The sequence below is a fragment of the Microbacterium sp. NPDC064942 genome, from assembly GCF_049545525.1.
In the GTDB taxonomy this organism is placed as follows: domain Bacteria; phylum Actinomycetota; class Actinomycetes; order Actinomycetales; family Microbacteriaceae; genus Microbacterium; species Microbacterium gawkjiense.
This window is the reverse complement of the sequence record NZ_JBMWDR010000002.1, coordinates 154,676-169,345: the sequence shown is the minus strand read 5'-3', so window position 1 is coordinate 169,345 and position 14,670 is coordinate 154,676. Positions and strand designations below refer to the sequence as shown.

Genomic DNA, 14,670 nt, shown 5'->3' with positions numbered 1-14,670 from the left:
GACGAGCAGATACGCTCGATCCACCCGGGTGTCGGAGCAGACCCCGCGGAGAAGGAGTGTTCATGACCACGATCGCGGACGTGGCGCAGGCCGCGGGGGTCTCGATCTCGACGGTGTCCTACGTGATGAGCGGCAAACGGACGATCTCGCAGGAGACGCGCGAGCGCGTCGAGCGGGCGATGGCCGACCTCTCCTACAGCCCGCAGGCCAGCGCCCGATCGCTCGCCTCGCGCTCCACGAGCGTCCTCGGTCTGCAGGCGCCGATCCGCGCGGGCGTCGACGTGCACGTCGTCATGCAGATCGTCGCCGGCGCCCTCAAAGAGGCACGCGCGCATCACCACGACATCCTCCTGCTGACCAGCGACGACGCCGCGGGGGTGGAACGCGCCGCGCGGGCGGGCATGGTCGACGGCGTCCTCATCCTCGACGTCGAGACGAGCGACCCGCGCGTCGGTGCGCTGGCCGAGCTCAGCATCCCGGCCGTGCTCATCGGACTGCCGGATGCTGCCGACGACCTCGTCTGCGTCGACTTCGACTTCGAGGCCGCCGGCCGACTGGCCGCTCAGCGGCTCGCCGAGCGCGGCCATCAGTCCGTCGCCCTGCTCGGCGCCCCGCCGCAGGTGCAGGCCCGGCACACGTCGTACTCCGACCGCCTCATGCGCGGGTTCCTCGCCGCGAGCGAGGCGGCCGGCCTCACCGCGCGCGCCCTGCCCTGCCCGTCGGGGCCGGGTGCGACCGAGGTCGTCGACGCCGTGCTCGCGGAGTCCCCCGACACGACGGCGCTGTTCGTCCACAACGAGGCGGCCCTCCCCTTCATCGCCGCCCGCCTCATGGGAGCGGGGGACACGGGCCCTGTCGAGATCCTCGCGCTGAGCCCCGCCGAACTCGCCCTGCACGTGCCGGGCGTCTCGGACGTCATCGACCTGCCGGCCGAGACCCTCGGCGCGCGGGGCGCCCGGGCGTTGCTCGACGCCATCGGCGGCACCCGCGGACCGGGGGCGGAACTGATCGCCCCGCGTTTCGCCGATGCGACCGGCTGACGGATGCGGATCGATCCGGAGAACCGCGCGGTCCAGGGCCTGACGAGTTTCCTCGAGTTCGTCGCCCTCAACATCCTGTTCCTCGTGTGCTGCGTCCCGATCGTGACGATCGGCGCGGCCACCAGCGCGCTGTTCGAGGTGACCCGACGCTACTCGGACGAGGAGAGCGGAAGGCCGGTGCGCGACTTCCTCCCCGCCTTCGGCCGGAACTTCCTCGCCGCGACCGGGCTCACCCTCATCCTGCTGTCGGCCGCCGTCGCGCTGGCCTTCAGCGGCGTGTTCTGGCTGTCCTCGCCCGAGCCGCTGTTCACGGGTCTCGCGGTACTCGGTTTCGCGGCCGCGGCCTACGCGGTCGCCGCGTTCCTGCACGCGATGGCGCTCGTCGCCTCGTACCGGGCGCCGTTCCGTCAGACGCTCAAGAACGCGCTCCTGCTGCCCGCGGCGGAGCCCCTGCGCACCCTCGTGCTGCTCGTCATCCCGGTCACCGTGCTGTGCCTCGTGATCGTCTTCCCGCCGACGATCTTCCTCGTCGCGACGATCGGTTTCTCCGTCGGCGCCTACGGCTGCGCGTTCCTGTTCCGCAGCATCCACCGGCGCCGCTCCGGCACCGCCGCCTGAGACGTCATGCGATGTCGGCGCATCGACAGCGCCCCAAGATGACATAACGCAGATTATCGGCCTCGCCAGAAGGTCCTCTTCGCTGGCACGTCATCGTTGCAGATTTGATCCCCATTTGCTGCGCGATTCAGGGCGAACCGCAACAGGCTGATTCCGGTTCTCGCAACCGAAGACGAGTACGCAGACAGCGGGCCCCCATCCGCATGCCGAGGTGCGGCGAGTTGCGCTATGTTCAGCCCGGGGCGGTTTGCTCCACCAGATCGAAATAGGGGGAAGTATGTCAATCAAGCGTGCTGCGAAGCTTCTGGGGTGGGGAGCTGCCGTTGCGGTCGTGGGGGCTTTGGCCGTGTCGCCGGCATACGCGGAGGGGTCCAGAACTCGCGACTTTACGGATGCGAACCCGGGGTTCAACTCGTACAGCTGGGTCGACAATCAGAAGGACAGTGCGAACACAGTCATCAAGTGGTCGAACTGCACCAAGACGAACGGGGGGAAGGTGACCAGCATCGAGGTGAAGCTGGTTGATCAATGGGGCGCTCTCCCGGATGCCACTGTCGGCGACTATCGGACCATCAACGGAGTTTGCGGGTCGTCAACCTGGTACAAGAGCAGCAAGAACTACACCCTGAGGGACAGCTCCTTCTACTGGGAGTTCGGGGCCATCAACGGCAACTGGAGCCTTCACTACCTGAACGGCACCGCCAAGGCGACGTACTGAGTTTCGGCCCGGGTAGGGTCCCTTCATGCCGTTGATCGCATCCAACATCCACCATCGGTACGGCAGGCGCATCGCGTTGCACGATGTCAGCGTTGAGTTTCCCCTGGGCTCGTCACTCTTGCTCGGCCCAAACGGGGCCGGCAAATCAACGATGCTCGAGATTCTCGCCTCACTTCGTCCGCCGACGGACGGGTCAATCGCTATCGACGGCGTGGGGGGACCAGGCCCCCGTTCGAAAGATCGCCGGCGCTATAGAGAGGCCGTCGCGTGGCTGCCGCAATCCATGAAGACCTACCCGGGTGTGACAGTCCGCGAACATGTTGCGCTGGCGGGATGGTTTAAGGGGATGACGAAAGCAGCTGCGTGGTCGTCGTCGCTGCGATCACTCGCCCTCGTTGGACTAGAGCCGAAAGCGAACGAGGCCGCCAAGACGTTGTCTGGAGGGCAGACGCGGCGTCTCGGCATCGCTGGCGCGCTGGTTCACGACGCCCAGGTGCTTCTCCTAGACGAACCGACCGCCAACCTCGACCCAGCGCAACGACGTCAGTTCCGGACCATCACCGCTGACCTGGCCGAGAGCCGAACGATCGTAGTGTCCTCGCATGACACTGACGAGGCGATCGGCACGTTCTCGAAGGTCGTGGTCTTGGCAGCGGGAACGGTGAAGTTCGACGGCACACCTGACGCCTTCATCGGTGATTCTCCCGCGGGTCTGAGTGGCTCCGAGCGCATGCAGATCGCCTACGAGCAGCGAGTCGGCACGGCGGAATGATGCGGACCGCCTTCCCCCTCTCCTCCCACCCCGCCCTGCTCCTCCTCATTCCCGGAATCGTCCTCACGGTCCTGTTCGGACTTTCACAAGGCGTTCGGGCTGACACGAGCGGCTACTGGGTGGGGGTGATCAGCTCCGCCACCGCCTTCACCGTCTTCTCGTGCACCTTCGCCGCGCTCGGCGCCGCGCTCAGTGCAAACCGTCTCCGACGCGGACAGATCACGAGGCTCGCCCCCTCACGACCGCCTCTCGCGGTTGCGTGGGCCGCGCTCTGGCCGAGTATTGCCCTCGGCTCGCTGCTCCAGGTGATCGGGGTGGTCATTGCGGCGACCGGCTCATGGGGCTCGCCAGGCCGCGTCCCTGTCGAGATCATCTTCGCGTGGATGGTCATGATCTTTTTCCACGCGACTCTTGGGTACTGGCTGGGGTCGGTTCTCCCAACCTTCCTCGGTATCCCGGCCGCTGTACTCATCTCCTACGTGTGGCTTGGCTTCACCTGGTCGGTCAGTTTTACGCCGCTGCGATACCTTTCCGGTCTCGCGCTGTCAGGTTGCTGCGCCGTTTACGCAGAACTCCCATGGCAGGCGCCCGCGACCGTAGTTCTCTTCTCCGCGGCAGGAATCGCCGCATTCGCGATACTGCTCACGAAGACGGAGACCAGGCGCTCGGTGTCCTTGCGCGCTGCGATGGCCGTCTCCCTCATCGCCATCGTCGCCCCCGCTTCACTGTTGCTCGCCCGCGACCTCGGCCCATACCCCTCGCCCCCGCGCACGGGAGAGGACCTCGTGTGCACTGAAGAAGGCGTCTCAGAGGTGTGCCTCTACCCCGAGCAACTGTGGAACCCAGCGACCCAGAACGCACCCGTCGTGATTGCCACCGCCCTGGACCGGCTTGATGTGGAGGGGGTCGCGGTCCCCCATCGCGTGACAGCGTCTCTCCTGACGGAATCCGAATCGACGGTCTCGTTGGTCTACCGACGCGACTTCGACGCCGCAACGACCGTCAACTCTCTGATGACCTCGATCACCCCTCAGCGTCAAGAGGGCGACATATGCCCACGTGACGATATCGATCCGACACCGGCACTTTTCGCCAGCGATGTCGCCGTAGCGGCGATGTTCGTGCTCGCCACAGGGGATGCCGACTCGCTGGATGCGCGTGAGCCCGAAGCGGCCGCGGCCGCGGCGGCGCTGCTCGATGAGGAGGGGGGAAGCCGTGCGGCCTGGATCAACGACACCGTTAGAGCTCTTGGCGACTGCGACCTGCCCTTGCCTCCCGTCCCGGCCCCATGATCTGGCTTCTTCGAACCCTGCGAGCCCAGTGGCTCGCACCGGCGATGGTCGTGCTCGGCGTGGCATCTGCGCTCCTGATGGGCCAGACGTTCGTTATTCCGATCATCGATTCGAACACGGCGTTCGGGCAGATGCCCTACACAGTTGTTACCCCGCTGATCGGCGTCGTCCTGTGCGGGTACCTCACCGCTGACAGCGTTACGCCTACGTCAGGGGTTGCCACTCGGCCTCATAGAGCCCTCCTCGCAGCGACAACCATCGGCGCCGTTGGGCTCTACGCCGCCGGACACTGGGTAGCGCTGCACCTGCTCGAGCGTGCGTATGACCTGTCCGGTGCCAGGAACGCACTAGGTTATGCAGCCCTCCTACTCCTGGCGCAGGCGTGGGTCGGCCTGCGACATGCGCCGCTCGTTCCGGTTGCCTACGTTGTGCTGTCCACCATCTTCGGCCGGATCCGCGGTGTCATCCAACCCTGGGCATGGCCCGCCCTGGAGGGCGGCGCGATCGACCTCTGGGTCGCGGCAGCCGCGGCCATCGCAGCGGCTGTTGTCTTTGGAACGACACCATCACGAGCATCGTCACCTACCGGGTGAACAAGGTACGGGTCGCGGAGTTACACGCGACTCTCGCGAGGAGCTCCGACTTCCGCGTCGACATAAGGCTGATTATCGGCGCAAATGAGAAGGGGGAAAGAGCGGATGTCGTGTCGCTCACCACCGGTAGACCTGAGCGCCGTAACTAGTGCTGTCGGGTTCTTTGACGCTTGAGCCTGGTAGGTCGCGGATGCTGCCGCGGCCGTACTGCATTACGGAGCCTCCACGTGTTCCGGCGTTCTCGATTGTGCCCCCGACGTTGATCGACCCGGCAAGTTTGCCGCCAGGGGCGACTCGCACCAGCGCGCCGGGCTCGACGTGCAGGCTCCCGTTGTGTTGTCCTCGTATCTCGACGACGGCACCATCGTCTACGGTGAGGGAACCGTTCTGGGACCCATCGACGATGGGCCGAGTGGCGCGCTGTCTAAAGGCGGTTGAGCAACTCCAGGCTGATTAGCCTGCAGCCTTCGCATTCGGCGAGACTTTGTCGCAGAGCTCCCCTTAGGGCGGCTCGGTCTGCGCCGGTATGACGGCTCAGGATGACGGCAACCTCTGCGCATGCATCGACGATCAGATTGCAGGCAATCTTCTCGCACTGTAGGTAACTCTCGACGAAAAACGCCCGTTCCTCGACGGTCAGTCGACCGTCGAGTGCACGCAGTTTGAGGAACCCTCGTACTGGCGTCATAGAGGCATCGTCAGAAATCCGTCATTGCTGCGGTGCGCGACCTGTTGCTTGGTCGAGCGCGTCGGTGAGGTCGGAGAGTTGCTCAAGTTCTAGCTTCTCGCCGTTGAGGAGAAAGGTGGGTGTGCCGGTGACGTTGAGGTACTGCCCATCGTTGAAATCCTCTTCTACCCGCTCCTGCGTTGCCGGGTCCGCGACCGCTGCGTCATAAGCATCCATGTCGAGGCCGAGGTCTTCGGCGTAGCTGCGGAACAGGGCGGCGCGTGATTCGCGGAGTTCCCCCCATTCAGCTTGGGTTTCGAAGAGGCGGCTGTGCATGGCTTCGAACTCGTCTTGTTGAGCAGCCGCTTCTGCCGCGAGAGCGGCGTTCATCGAGTTGAAGTGCCCTGGAAGAGGGAAGTACCGGACCACGAAGTTGATGTCCCCGGCGTACTCCTCACGAAGCTGTTCTATGACCGGGTAGAACGCTCCGCACGCCTCGCATTCGAAGTCGAGGAACTCGACCAGGGTTGGCGCGTCTGGCCCGGCGTCATCGAGGACATGGGAATTGGCACGAGCTCCGGGGAGTGCCCCGTCGGTGGCCTCCGGGGGTGTGGGCGCTTCCGGGCGGTTGATGAACGCGATCGCGGCGACGAGTGCGACGAGGACGACGACCACGGCGATCGTCACGATGGTGGCTCTTGCTGCAGGTTTCAAGGGAACTCCTGATCTTTCTGGCGGCGTATGCGTGTATTTGCGCCTGACATTCGGGCGTCGGGTAGGGGTTTGGGCAGACCCATCGGGGGTGTGGGTCTGCCCAAACTGGCAGCGTCGTGGCACCATCACGCAGCTGCCGCGGAGCGACGAGGGAGTGCGCCCCGCCTACCGTCGCCGGTTTGGCGAGGTAGTTGATGAGGAGGGGAATTGACGCTGAGCGTCGGAGCCTCCGTAAGACTGTCGATGTCGAGGGTTGCATTGTCAGAGTTCGACTCCGCGTGCTCGGAGGAAGGCTGCTGGGTCGACCCGCACCCCGCCGATGTATACCTCGAAGTGGAGGTGGCATCCAGTGGAGGCTCCGGTGGTGCCGGCATAGGCGATGACCTGCCCGGCGCGCACCGTCTGCCCGTAGCTGACGTTGTATCCACCGTTGAGGATATGCGCGTAGGCGGTGATGCTGCCGTCGCGGTGTTGAATCTTGACGTAGTTGCCCCAAGACCCGCTCCATCCGGCAAAGATGACCGTTCCTGCTGCTGCGGCGTATAGCGGTGCGCCGCAGCCTGCGGAGAAGTCGAGTCCGCGGTGGCCGCTGGATGTGCAGTACCCGTTACTGCAGATTGTGCCGCGCGACCCGAAGGGAGATGTCACTCCTCCGTGCGCCGGCCGCACCCACCCGGAGGGAGCGGGACGCCCACCGGCTGAGCTACCGCCACTGGGTCTTCCCTGGTTGCCTCCGCCTGCTGCGGCTTGTTGGCGGCGGCGCTCTTCTTCCTCGAGCCGGCGGCGTTCTTCCTCGCGTGCCCGCTGGGCGGCTTGCTCTCTGGCTTTCCGCTGTGCTTCTTCACGGCGCTTGCGCTCGGCCTCCACACCTGCCCGATATCCGGCAGTGGTTTCGGCGGTGGTGTCTTGCAGCGCCGAGAGCTGCGCTTCGAGGGTGAGGCGGTGCTCATTCTGCGCGAGGAGTGCTGCCTGCGCGGCCTGCGCGGCCTGTCGCGCCGCGTCCATGCGCTCCTCAGCTTGCAGCTTCAGACGGTCTCGCTCATCGCGCGCGACCTTGGCCTGGTCGGTGAGGCTCTGGGCGCTGTTACGTGCGCCAACGGCGTCCGCGTACACGTCACGATTCGCGTCGATGAGCTTGTCGACGGCGCCGAGACGGGCCAGTAGATCGTCGGCATCCGCCCCGGATCCCGAGAAGAACAGTTCGAGGGTAGGATCACTTTTCCCGTTGCGGTACTGCAACGCGGCGAGGTCGCCGAGCTTCGCCGCTGCTTCACGAGCACGAGCAGTCTCGGCGTCGGCCTGGTCCTGGAGGGTCTGCGCCCGGTCGACGGCATCCTCGAACGCTTCAAGAGCGAGCAGATACTCCTGCCCGAGCCGTTCCGCCTCGGCTTGTTTCGCGTCGACGTCGCGTTCGAGGCCGCGGATGAGGCCTTCGATACGGGCAATCTCAGTGCTCTTTGCGGCCTGATTGGCACGCGCTTTCTCCACGTCGTCCCACGTGGGATACTTCGCCGCGAACGCCGGTACCGCTACGCCCAGCCCCACCGATCCGACCACGACTCCTATCGCGGCCAAGCCGACGACGCCACGGCGGGAAATAGTGCGGAGCGATCGCAGCTCGTCGGCTGTGGGGGCGCACCCGCAGTCAACGTCAGGCACATGCAGGGGTCCCTCCGGGTTGCGGCGTCTCATTGGGCGTCCTTTCGGGCGAGGGCGGTGAGGTATTCGTTGTACGCGTCGAGGTCGGCGTGCCCGTACGCGTCAGCGTGCCGGTCGGCTTCGACGGCGCGTCGTGTGTCGTCGCGGAACCACCGATGCACGACGTAGATCAGCATGAGAAGCGTGGGACCTTCGCCGTAGGACCATGCAAGTGCACCTGCCAGCCACTGATCATCGAGAGGTTCAATGCCCCACGCGGCGGGCGGAGCGGCGAAGCGGTCGACCAGGAGGGTGGTGCTCATCATGAGAAACACCCCGAAGAACGCGTGGAGCGCCGCCTCGGCAAACAGATCGAGAGCCCTGCCCGGGTAGGACATCCGCGAGGGCAGCGGATCGTTGGAAAGAATCGGTACCGTGAACAGGACCCCGACCGTCAAAAATGCGACATCGAGGAGCTGATGTCCGCCGGGCACGGTGAGGATCGGGTCGGCAAGTTTGGCGAGGTACAACCCGTAGAACGCCAACAGGTGTAGGGGCACCGCGACGGCGGGGCTCAGCGCCCATCGAGCGGCTCTGCTGCGCAGGCCCGCATGCGCCAGTCGAAGGAGGATGAGGCCCAGGCCGTGGTGTGGTGTCGAGCGCAGAAGCAACGTTCCGGGAGACCCCAGGATCAGCAGCGGCGGGATGGTGAACATCAAGGTCAGCTGCTGGAACATCGAAACGGAGAACAGTGCGTAGCTGTAGTTCTCGACACCCAGACCGGTGACGACAAACAGGATCACACATCCCAGCAGGAACGACCCCGCGCGCGCCACCGACCAGCGTCTCCGCTGCTGCCGCAATCGGACCACTCCTGCCACGTACGCGGCCGCAAGCACGATCGCGACGACCGGAAGCACCGGAAACGGCTGCGGATAGGGAGTGAGAAACGCGAGGAACGAAGGCGGCGCGTCGGGGATCCAAGCGCTCACCGCATGGCCCCCCACCCCGGCAGCCACTGCTTCGTTGTCCTCCTCGGTGGGGCGTGCTGCGGCGGTGCCGTGCCGCTGGGGTGTTCGCGTGATCTCACGGTCGACGCACCTTGATGAGTGAACCGGCAATGAGGAACGCAACCGCGGCGACCGGTTGCGCCGCCGACCACACGGGCCCTGAGAAGGGGAACGGGAAGATGGGATTCCAGAGCACGACGATCGTCGCGAGCACTGGGATCCACCACCACTGTCGGGCCTGGAAAGCGAACCACGCGGCGATCGCCGCGAGGATGGCGACCACGAACCGCACGACCGTAAACCAGTCGCTCTCGAGCAGGGTGGGGGCCAGGAACAACACCGCCGCTGCGATGAGTGCCGGCGCCAGAGCGTTGCGCTGGTAGGTGGAGGGGGTGCGCTGCTTCTTGGTCATAGCGCACGCTCATCCGGCACCCGTGCGTGGGAGTCGTCGTGTTTTGCCGTCGCCCGGCGGTGCCGACGTTGCCGCCAAAGGGTGAGAAGCAAAACGCCTCCACCGACACCGAGTGCGACATCAGCAAGATTTCCGATGAAGAGGTTCCCATACGCCAAGAAGTCGATGACGTAGCCGCGACCGAACGCGGGGTAGAAGAAGAGCCTGTCAATGAGGTTCCCGATCGCACCGCCGAGGACGAGCCCCATTCCGACGGCCCACCCCGGCGTTCGCGAGCGCCACGCGGCAATACCGAGAAGCGCGGTCGCGACCACGCCGAGCGTGGTGAGCACCCAGGTCATGTTCGAACCCCAGGAGAGAAACGCTCCTGCGTTGAAAGCCAGCTGCAAACCGAGGAGATCCCCAATCAGGGGGATGCGCTCGCTAGGGCTCAACCCGCTCAATGCGTTGGCTTTGGTGCCTTGGTCAATGAGGACGGTGAGCCCGGCGGTGATGACTGCGAGAGCGACGCGGCGCAGCCGGTTAGCGCTCATCGGATCCCTCCCCAGTTTGCAGCTCGGCGAGATCGCGGCGGCGCCGTTCCCGGCCCATCATGACCACGACGATCAAACAGCCGCCGATGAGTGCGATCCCACCGACAAGTCCCACCACCGGCAGGGCTTGGCTGGTTGAACTGGGTTCGTTGTGTACATCTTCAGCGGGCGCGGACGGGAGTGACGGGCTGGGTGTTGGCTCCGGGGTGCTCGTCGAGGTGGGGCCCGAGGGGACTGTGGTGAGCTCGCGGGAGTCGGCTACGGCAGCTGGTGCGAGGATCGCCGATCCGGCGACGATCATGGCGAGCATCGTGGCGGTGAACCACTGGCAGTGTGCATTACGCATGGGCGCGGTGCTCCCCGAAGTGGGATTGGGGTTCGATCTGGAAGGTGGAGTGCTCGATGCTGATCGGGAAGTGGTCACTTACACACACCTGCAGTGACCGCAGCAACTGCGCGGATTCCTCCCCGTTGAGCCCGTCATCCACCACCACATGCGCGGTCAGGGTCGGCAAGTCTGTCGACACCTGCGACGCATGAAGGTCGTGGACGGCGATGACATGGGGTAGCTCGAGCAGGTGCCGACGCACGTCCTGGAGGTCCAGGCCCGGCGGGGTGGACTCAAGCAGCACGCTCCCCGCAGTGCGGAGCAAGAGCAACGTGCGAGGAATGATGAGCAACGCGATCAGAATTCCTGCGACCGCGTCAGCCTGATACCACCCGAATGCCGTGATCGCGATCGCGCTGGCGATCACGCCGACTGACCCCAACGCGTCATTGAGAACCTCCAAGAACGCGGCGCGCATGTTGAGGTTCTGCTTGCGGCCACTCAGCAGCACGAGCAATGAAGCGATATTCGCGACCAGGCCGACGACGCCGAAGAAGAGGAGCGCGCCGGAGGAGATCTCAGGAGGTTCAAACAGGCGCCGAATCCCCTCGACGAGAGCGAACAACCCAACCCCCAACAGCAAGGCTGCCTGAGTCAGAGCGCCCAGTACCTCGGCGCGACGGAGCCCCCACGTGTGGCGGTCAGTCGGAGCACGATTCATCAGGTGGGCGGCGGTGACCGCGAGGCCCAACCCGATCACATCGGTGAGCATGTGTGCTGCGTCGATGAGCAGGGCCAAGCTGCCAGTAATCACTGAGCCCACGACCTCAACCACAAAGACCGAGGTCGTGATTGCGAAAGCGATCAGCAGGCGCTTTCTCGGGGTTCCCTCGCCCGTTCCGTGGCTGTGAGCTGATCCCATGCGTTCGTTCCTCTCACGGGGATGAATGATTGGTGGCCGTGCGTCACTCACCGCCCTCGGCGGCGTCAGCGAGCACGGTGAGTGGTTGCACACGGCAAGCTGCGGTGACTTCGCGGGCAGCATCAGAAGCTGTGGCGACTAGGCAGGTACCGGCTGATCGGGTTATGGAGGCTGAGCGCCGGCCGATCAGGTGATGGAGACTGGGCTCAAACCCGGGCGATGCAGAGGAGGACGGTCGTCGGCCTTGGAACGCGTGTGCGGCGTGGCCTGAGCGCCCCCCGTACACGTCTGGTCACAGCAATGAGTCGACGCCGTCCAAGCAGTACGAAAGCTCGACGCAGCCACGCGAACGCGATCAGGGAGCAAACCACGCCGAAAACGCAAACCCCCACCGCCGCGGCGACGATGTCGTCGGACGTGGTTGTGGAAGATGCGGTCGCTTCCGAAGAGGGCAAAGCGGCACTGCTCGCCACGGTCACCGGCGCGACCGCGACATCATCCATATGGGACACCGTCAGAATGCCGGCCACCAGCAGAAGGGCCGCAATTCCGATCGAAATGAGTTTCGTTATCGGTCGGGCGGTGCTGGTAACTGATGTCGCGTGCGTCAGCGGCATCTCAACCATGGCGGGAAAACTATACCAACCGGGAAATATCATCAGCTGTCACCCGAGGCGGTGTCGGTGCACTCGCCAGGCGGGGACTTGCCCTGCGGGCGGCGCGGACACCGTTCAGGATGATGACGACCTCCGCGATCTCGTGCACTAGGACGACGCCGGCCAGCCCGAGCAGGCCGGATAGGGCGAGCGGGAACAGCACGATGATGACCGCGAGTGCGAGGCCAATGTTGGTGGTCATGATGCGATGGCCGCGCCGGGCATGGGCCAGAGCGCCGGGAATCAGGCGGAGGTCGTGGCCGGAGAAGGCGATGTCGGCGGATTCCACGGCCGCCGCCGATCCCTTCACTCCCATCGCGATGCCCACTGTGGCAGTTGCAAGGCCCGGTGCATCGTTAATGCCATCGCCTACCATCGCGGTCGGCCGGGAGGCGATCAGTTCGCTGATCGCGGCAGCCTTATCGGCTGGGAGTTGCTCTGCCCGAATGTCGGTAATTCCGGCGTCGCGGGCGAGAGCAGCAGCGGTACGGGCGTTGTCCCCCGTGAGCATGACCGTGGAAATGCCTTGCTCATGGAGAAGTCGAATAGTTTCTGCCGACTCGGGGCGCAGCTCGTCGCGAACCCCGATGAGACCTGCAACAACGCCGTCGGTTTCTACAACAACGACCGTCATGCCCTGCGCGGCCATGTCATCGGCAGAGAGCACCCAGTCGCCGAGGTTGAGCCACCGGACGTTGCCAACGCGAACACGCCGCCCACCGACGAGGCCGGTGATCCCTAGCCCGGCGTACTCGACGACGTCGGTAGCCGGCGCGGCGGCCGATGACGCGGACGAGATGGCCGCGGCGAGGGGGTGGGTGCTAGAGCTCTCGACCGCGGCCGCCCAGGCCAGGACGTCCTCGCGCGAGTACCCGGGTGCAGGGTGCACGTCGACAACGGTGGGTTCGTTCCGGGTGAGGGTGCCTGTCTTATCGAAGGCGATGGTACGGATTGTGCCGAGCTGCTCGAACGCCTCCCCGGACTTGATCACGACACCGAACTTCGATGCCGATCCGATCGCGCTGATTATCGTTACCGGGACTGCAATCGCGAGCGCGCACGGTGACGCTGCGACGAGGACGACCAATGCCCGCTCTACCCATGTCCACGGGTCACCAATGAGCAGCCCGAACAAGGCCACCAACGTCGCGGCGAGCAGAACCGCGGGGACAAGAGGCCGAGCAATCCGATCGGCGAGGCGAGCCCGCTCTCCCTTCCGGGTATGAGCCTGCTCCACTAAGCCAACGATTTGAGTGAGCGAGTTGTCATGACCGTCCGCAGTGGCCTCGATCCGGAGAGTGGCTGCCCCATTGATCGACCCAGCCGTGACAACGGCGCCTGGACCAACTTCTACCGGAATCGACTCCCCGGTGACCGCGGACGTGTCCAGGCTCGATCTGCCCTCGATGACCACACCATCGGTCCCAACACGTTCACCCGCGCGGACGATGAGCACATCGAGTTGGCGCACGTCTGAGGCTGAGATGGTCTCGACGCCGGACAAGCGCGATACCCGCACGGTGTCGGGGATCAAAGACAACAGGGCCCGCAGTCCCTCCTTCGCCCGATCCATCGCCCGGTCCTCGAGCGCCTCGGCCAAAGAGAACAAGAACGCCAGCGTCGCAGCTTCGCCGACATGTCCAAGGGCGACAGCGCCAACAGCAGCGATCGTCATCAGCAGCCCCACGCCCAGACGACCGTGCATCAGCCGACGCGCCGCGCCAGGAACGAACGTTGATGCCCCCACAAGAAGCGATGCCCACAGCAGCACCACTGCCGGAAGTTCTGCCCCTGACCACTCTGAGACGTACCCCGCAAGCAAGAGCACACCCGCCACGACCGAAGGAAGCAACCCGGCATCCCGCCACCACACCGGACGGCCCCCAGGCTCCTCCCCCCCGACGGCCCGCTCATCGGCGCCGCAGCACGCGTCTGCGTCGGCGTGAGGTTCAGGCCTTAGGGCTGCTTGCGCTGGAGCGCAGCACAAGTCGTCCACGCTCTCCCTCTGCGGGTTTGCCAGCGTAATCCGGCGGATCTGCTTCGGCCGCTCCGCCTGCCCGCAGCACTCCTCGCTCACCGTCCTACCTCCAGCGTCGTACTGGTGGAGCAGCACTCACATCCGTCGTCCACACACGCGACACCTTCATCCACCGCAACGACGGCTTTCAGTAGCTGTCGCAGCCCGAATGCCAGATGCGGGTCGGCGACCTCGTACCGCGTCCGCCTCCCCTCAGGAGACGCAACCACCAGCCCGCACCCACGCAGACACGCAAGATGATTCGACACGTTCGTCCGAGACAGACCCAATTCGCGGGCCAGCTCAGCCGGATAACCGGGACCTTCCAAGAGGGACAACAAGATGCGGGAACGAGTTGGGTCCGCCATTGCGCGGCCGAGTCGGTTCATTACGTCCACCCGCGAGGCACGAGTCAGCATGCGGTGACTATACACCGGATGATGACCTGTTTACGAACCTGAGCAGGTGGTGGGGTGCCGGGCCGACATAAGAGCGATTGTCGGTGTAGTTGAGAAGGGGTCGAAGGAGCCTTGTCGTTCGTGTGAGGGAGCTCGATGCGCGCGCACCAGCGGCATGCCCCGGGACGGATGCGCATGGACTGATCCGCTCTTTCTCGAATCTTCGCGCGAACCGACTAGAAGAGGGCGAGCAATCTGGTGCATGCATGCTGACATCGTCGACAGGACCGCTGAGCGTCCTCCAGCGCCACACGCATGATCTTGCTGTCCAAACTGATTTCC

The 14,670-nt window shown here is 65.1% G+C and carries 16 protein-coding genes; 6 read left to right on the top strand and 10 right to left on the bottom strand.

The window, feature by feature from the left end; translation table 11 throughout:
• Nucleotides 1-62 precede the first annotated feature (62 nt).
• The 6 genes from ACPEH2_RS05175 (at nt 63) to ACPEH2_RS05150 (ending at nt 5,033) form a co-directional block, all read left to right on the top strand.
• Entirely contained in the window at nt 63-1,040 is a 978-nt protein-coding gene (locus tag ACPEH2_RS05175) for a LacI family DNA-binding transcriptional regulator (protein WP_217529578.1), read from the top strand.
• A gap of 3 nt (nt 1,041-1,043) precedes the next feature.
• Nucleotides 1,044-1,658 (top strand): YesL family protein, encoded by a 615-nt coding sequence (locus ACPEH2_RS05170; protein ID WP_217529584.1) that lies wholly within the window; start codon nt 1,044-1,046, stop codon nt 1,656-1,658.
• A gap of 277 nt (nt 1,659-1,935) precedes the next feature.
• A complete protein-coding gene (locus ACPEH2_RS05165) occupies nt 1,936-2,376 on the top strand; it encodes a hypothetical protein (RefSeq protein ID WP_423718363.1) in 441 nt (146 codons plus the stop codon).
• A 25-nt stretch (nt 2,377-2,401) separates the two neighbouring features.
• A complete protein-coding gene (locus tag ACPEH2_RS05160; RefSeq protein WP_423718362.1) occupies nt 2,402-3,148 on the top strand; it encodes an ATP-binding cassette domain-containing protein in 747 nt (248 codons plus the stop codon).
• Nucleotides 3,148-4,440, top strand: coding sequence for a DUF7224 domain-containing protein (locus tag ACPEH2_RS05155; protein WP_423718361.1), 1,293 nt, complete (start codon nt 3,148-3,150; stop codon nt 4,438-4,440). The genes ACPEH2_RS05160 and ACPEH2_RS05155 overlap by 1 nt, the downstream gene beginning before the upstream one ends.
• Nucleotides 4,437-5,033 carry a hypothetical protein gene (locus ACPEH2_RS05150; RefSeq protein ID WP_423718360.1) on the top strand — a complete coding sequence of 199 codons (597 nt, stop codon included), beginning with the start codon at nt 4,437-4,439 and terminating at the stop codon, nt 5,031-5,033. The genes ACPEH2_RS05155 and ACPEH2_RS05150 overlap by 4 nt, the downstream gene beginning before the upstream one ends.
• A 709-nt stretch (nt 5,034-5,742) precedes the next feature.
• On the opposite strand, the gene ACPEH2_RS05145 is transcribed toward ACPEH2_RS05150, so the two are convergent.
• From ACPEH2_RS05145 to cmtR, 10 genes are all read right to left on the bottom strand, one after another.
• A complete protein-coding gene (locus ACPEH2_RS05145) occupies nt 5,743-6,387 on the bottom strand; it encodes a DsbA family protein (protein ID WP_359920166.1) in 645 nt (214 codons plus the stop codon).
• 288 nt (nt 6,388-6,675) lie between these two features.
• On the bottom strand, nt 6,676-8,106 hold the full coding sequence (locus tag ACPEH2_RS05140) for a peptidoglycan DD-metalloendopeptidase family protein (protein WP_423718358.1): 1,431 nt from the start codon (nt 8,104-8,106) through the stop codon (nt 6,676-6,678).
• Nucleotides 8,103-9,044: a cytochrome c oxidase assembly protein gene (locus ACPEH2_RS05135; RefSeq protein ID WP_359920160.1), complete on the bottom strand. Its 942-nt coding sequence runs from the start codon at nt 9,042-9,044 to the stop codon at nt 8,103-8,105. The genes ACPEH2_RS05140 and ACPEH2_RS05135 overlap by 4 nt, the downstream gene beginning before the upstream one ends.
• 94 nt (nt 9,045-9,138) lie before the next feature.
• Nucleotides 9,139-9,474, bottom strand: a complete 336-nt coding sequence (locus tag ACPEH2_RS05130) for a DUF6804 family protein (protein ID WP_359920157.1) — start codon at nt 9,472-9,474, stop codon at nt 9,139-9,141.
• Nucleotides 9,471-10,007 carry a signal peptidase II gene (locus ACPEH2_RS05125; RefSeq protein ID WP_359920154.1) on the bottom strand — a complete coding sequence of 179 codons (537 nt, stop codon included), beginning with the start codon at nt 10,005-10,007 and terminating at the stop codon, nt 9,471-9,473. The genes ACPEH2_RS05130 and ACPEH2_RS05125 overlap by 4 nt, the downstream gene beginning before the upstream one ends.
• Entirely contained in the window at nt 9,997-10,353 is a 357-nt protein-coding gene (locus ACPEH2_RS05120; RefSeq protein WP_359920151.1) for a hypothetical protein, read from the bottom strand. The genes ACPEH2_RS05125 and ACPEH2_RS05120 overlap by 11 nt, the downstream gene beginning before the upstream one ends.
• Nucleotides 10,346-11,257, bottom strand: coding sequence for a cation diffusion facilitator family transporter (locus ACPEH2_RS05115; protein WP_217529597.1), 912 nt, complete (start codon nt 11,255-11,257; stop codon nt 10,346-10,348). The genes ACPEH2_RS05120 and ACPEH2_RS05115 overlap by 8 nt, the downstream gene beginning before the upstream one ends.
• 206 nt (nt 11,258-11,463) lie before the next feature.
• On the bottom strand, nt 11,464-11,883 hold the full coding sequence (locus ACPEH2_RS05110; protein WP_217529600.1) for a hypothetical protein: 420 nt from the start codon (nt 11,881-11,883) through the stop codon (nt 11,464-11,466).
• Between the two features lie 10 nt (nt 11,884-11,893).
• On the bottom strand, nt 11,894-13,909 hold the full coding sequence (locus tag ACPEH2_RS05105; protein WP_423718459.1) for a heavy metal translocating P-type ATPase: 2,016 nt from the start codon (nt 13,907-13,909) through the stop codon (nt 11,894-11,896).
• Between the two features lie 77 nt (nt 13,910-13,986).
• Nucleotides 13,987-14,349 carry a Cd(II)/Pb(II)-sensing metalloregulatory transcriptional regulator CmtR gene (gene cmtR, locus ACPEH2_RS05100; protein ID WP_217529602.1) on the bottom strand — a complete coding sequence of 121 codons (363 nt, stop codon included), beginning with the start codon at nt 14,347-14,349 and terminating at the stop codon, nt 13,987-13,989.
• Nucleotides 14,350-14,670 lie beyond the last annotated feature (321 nt).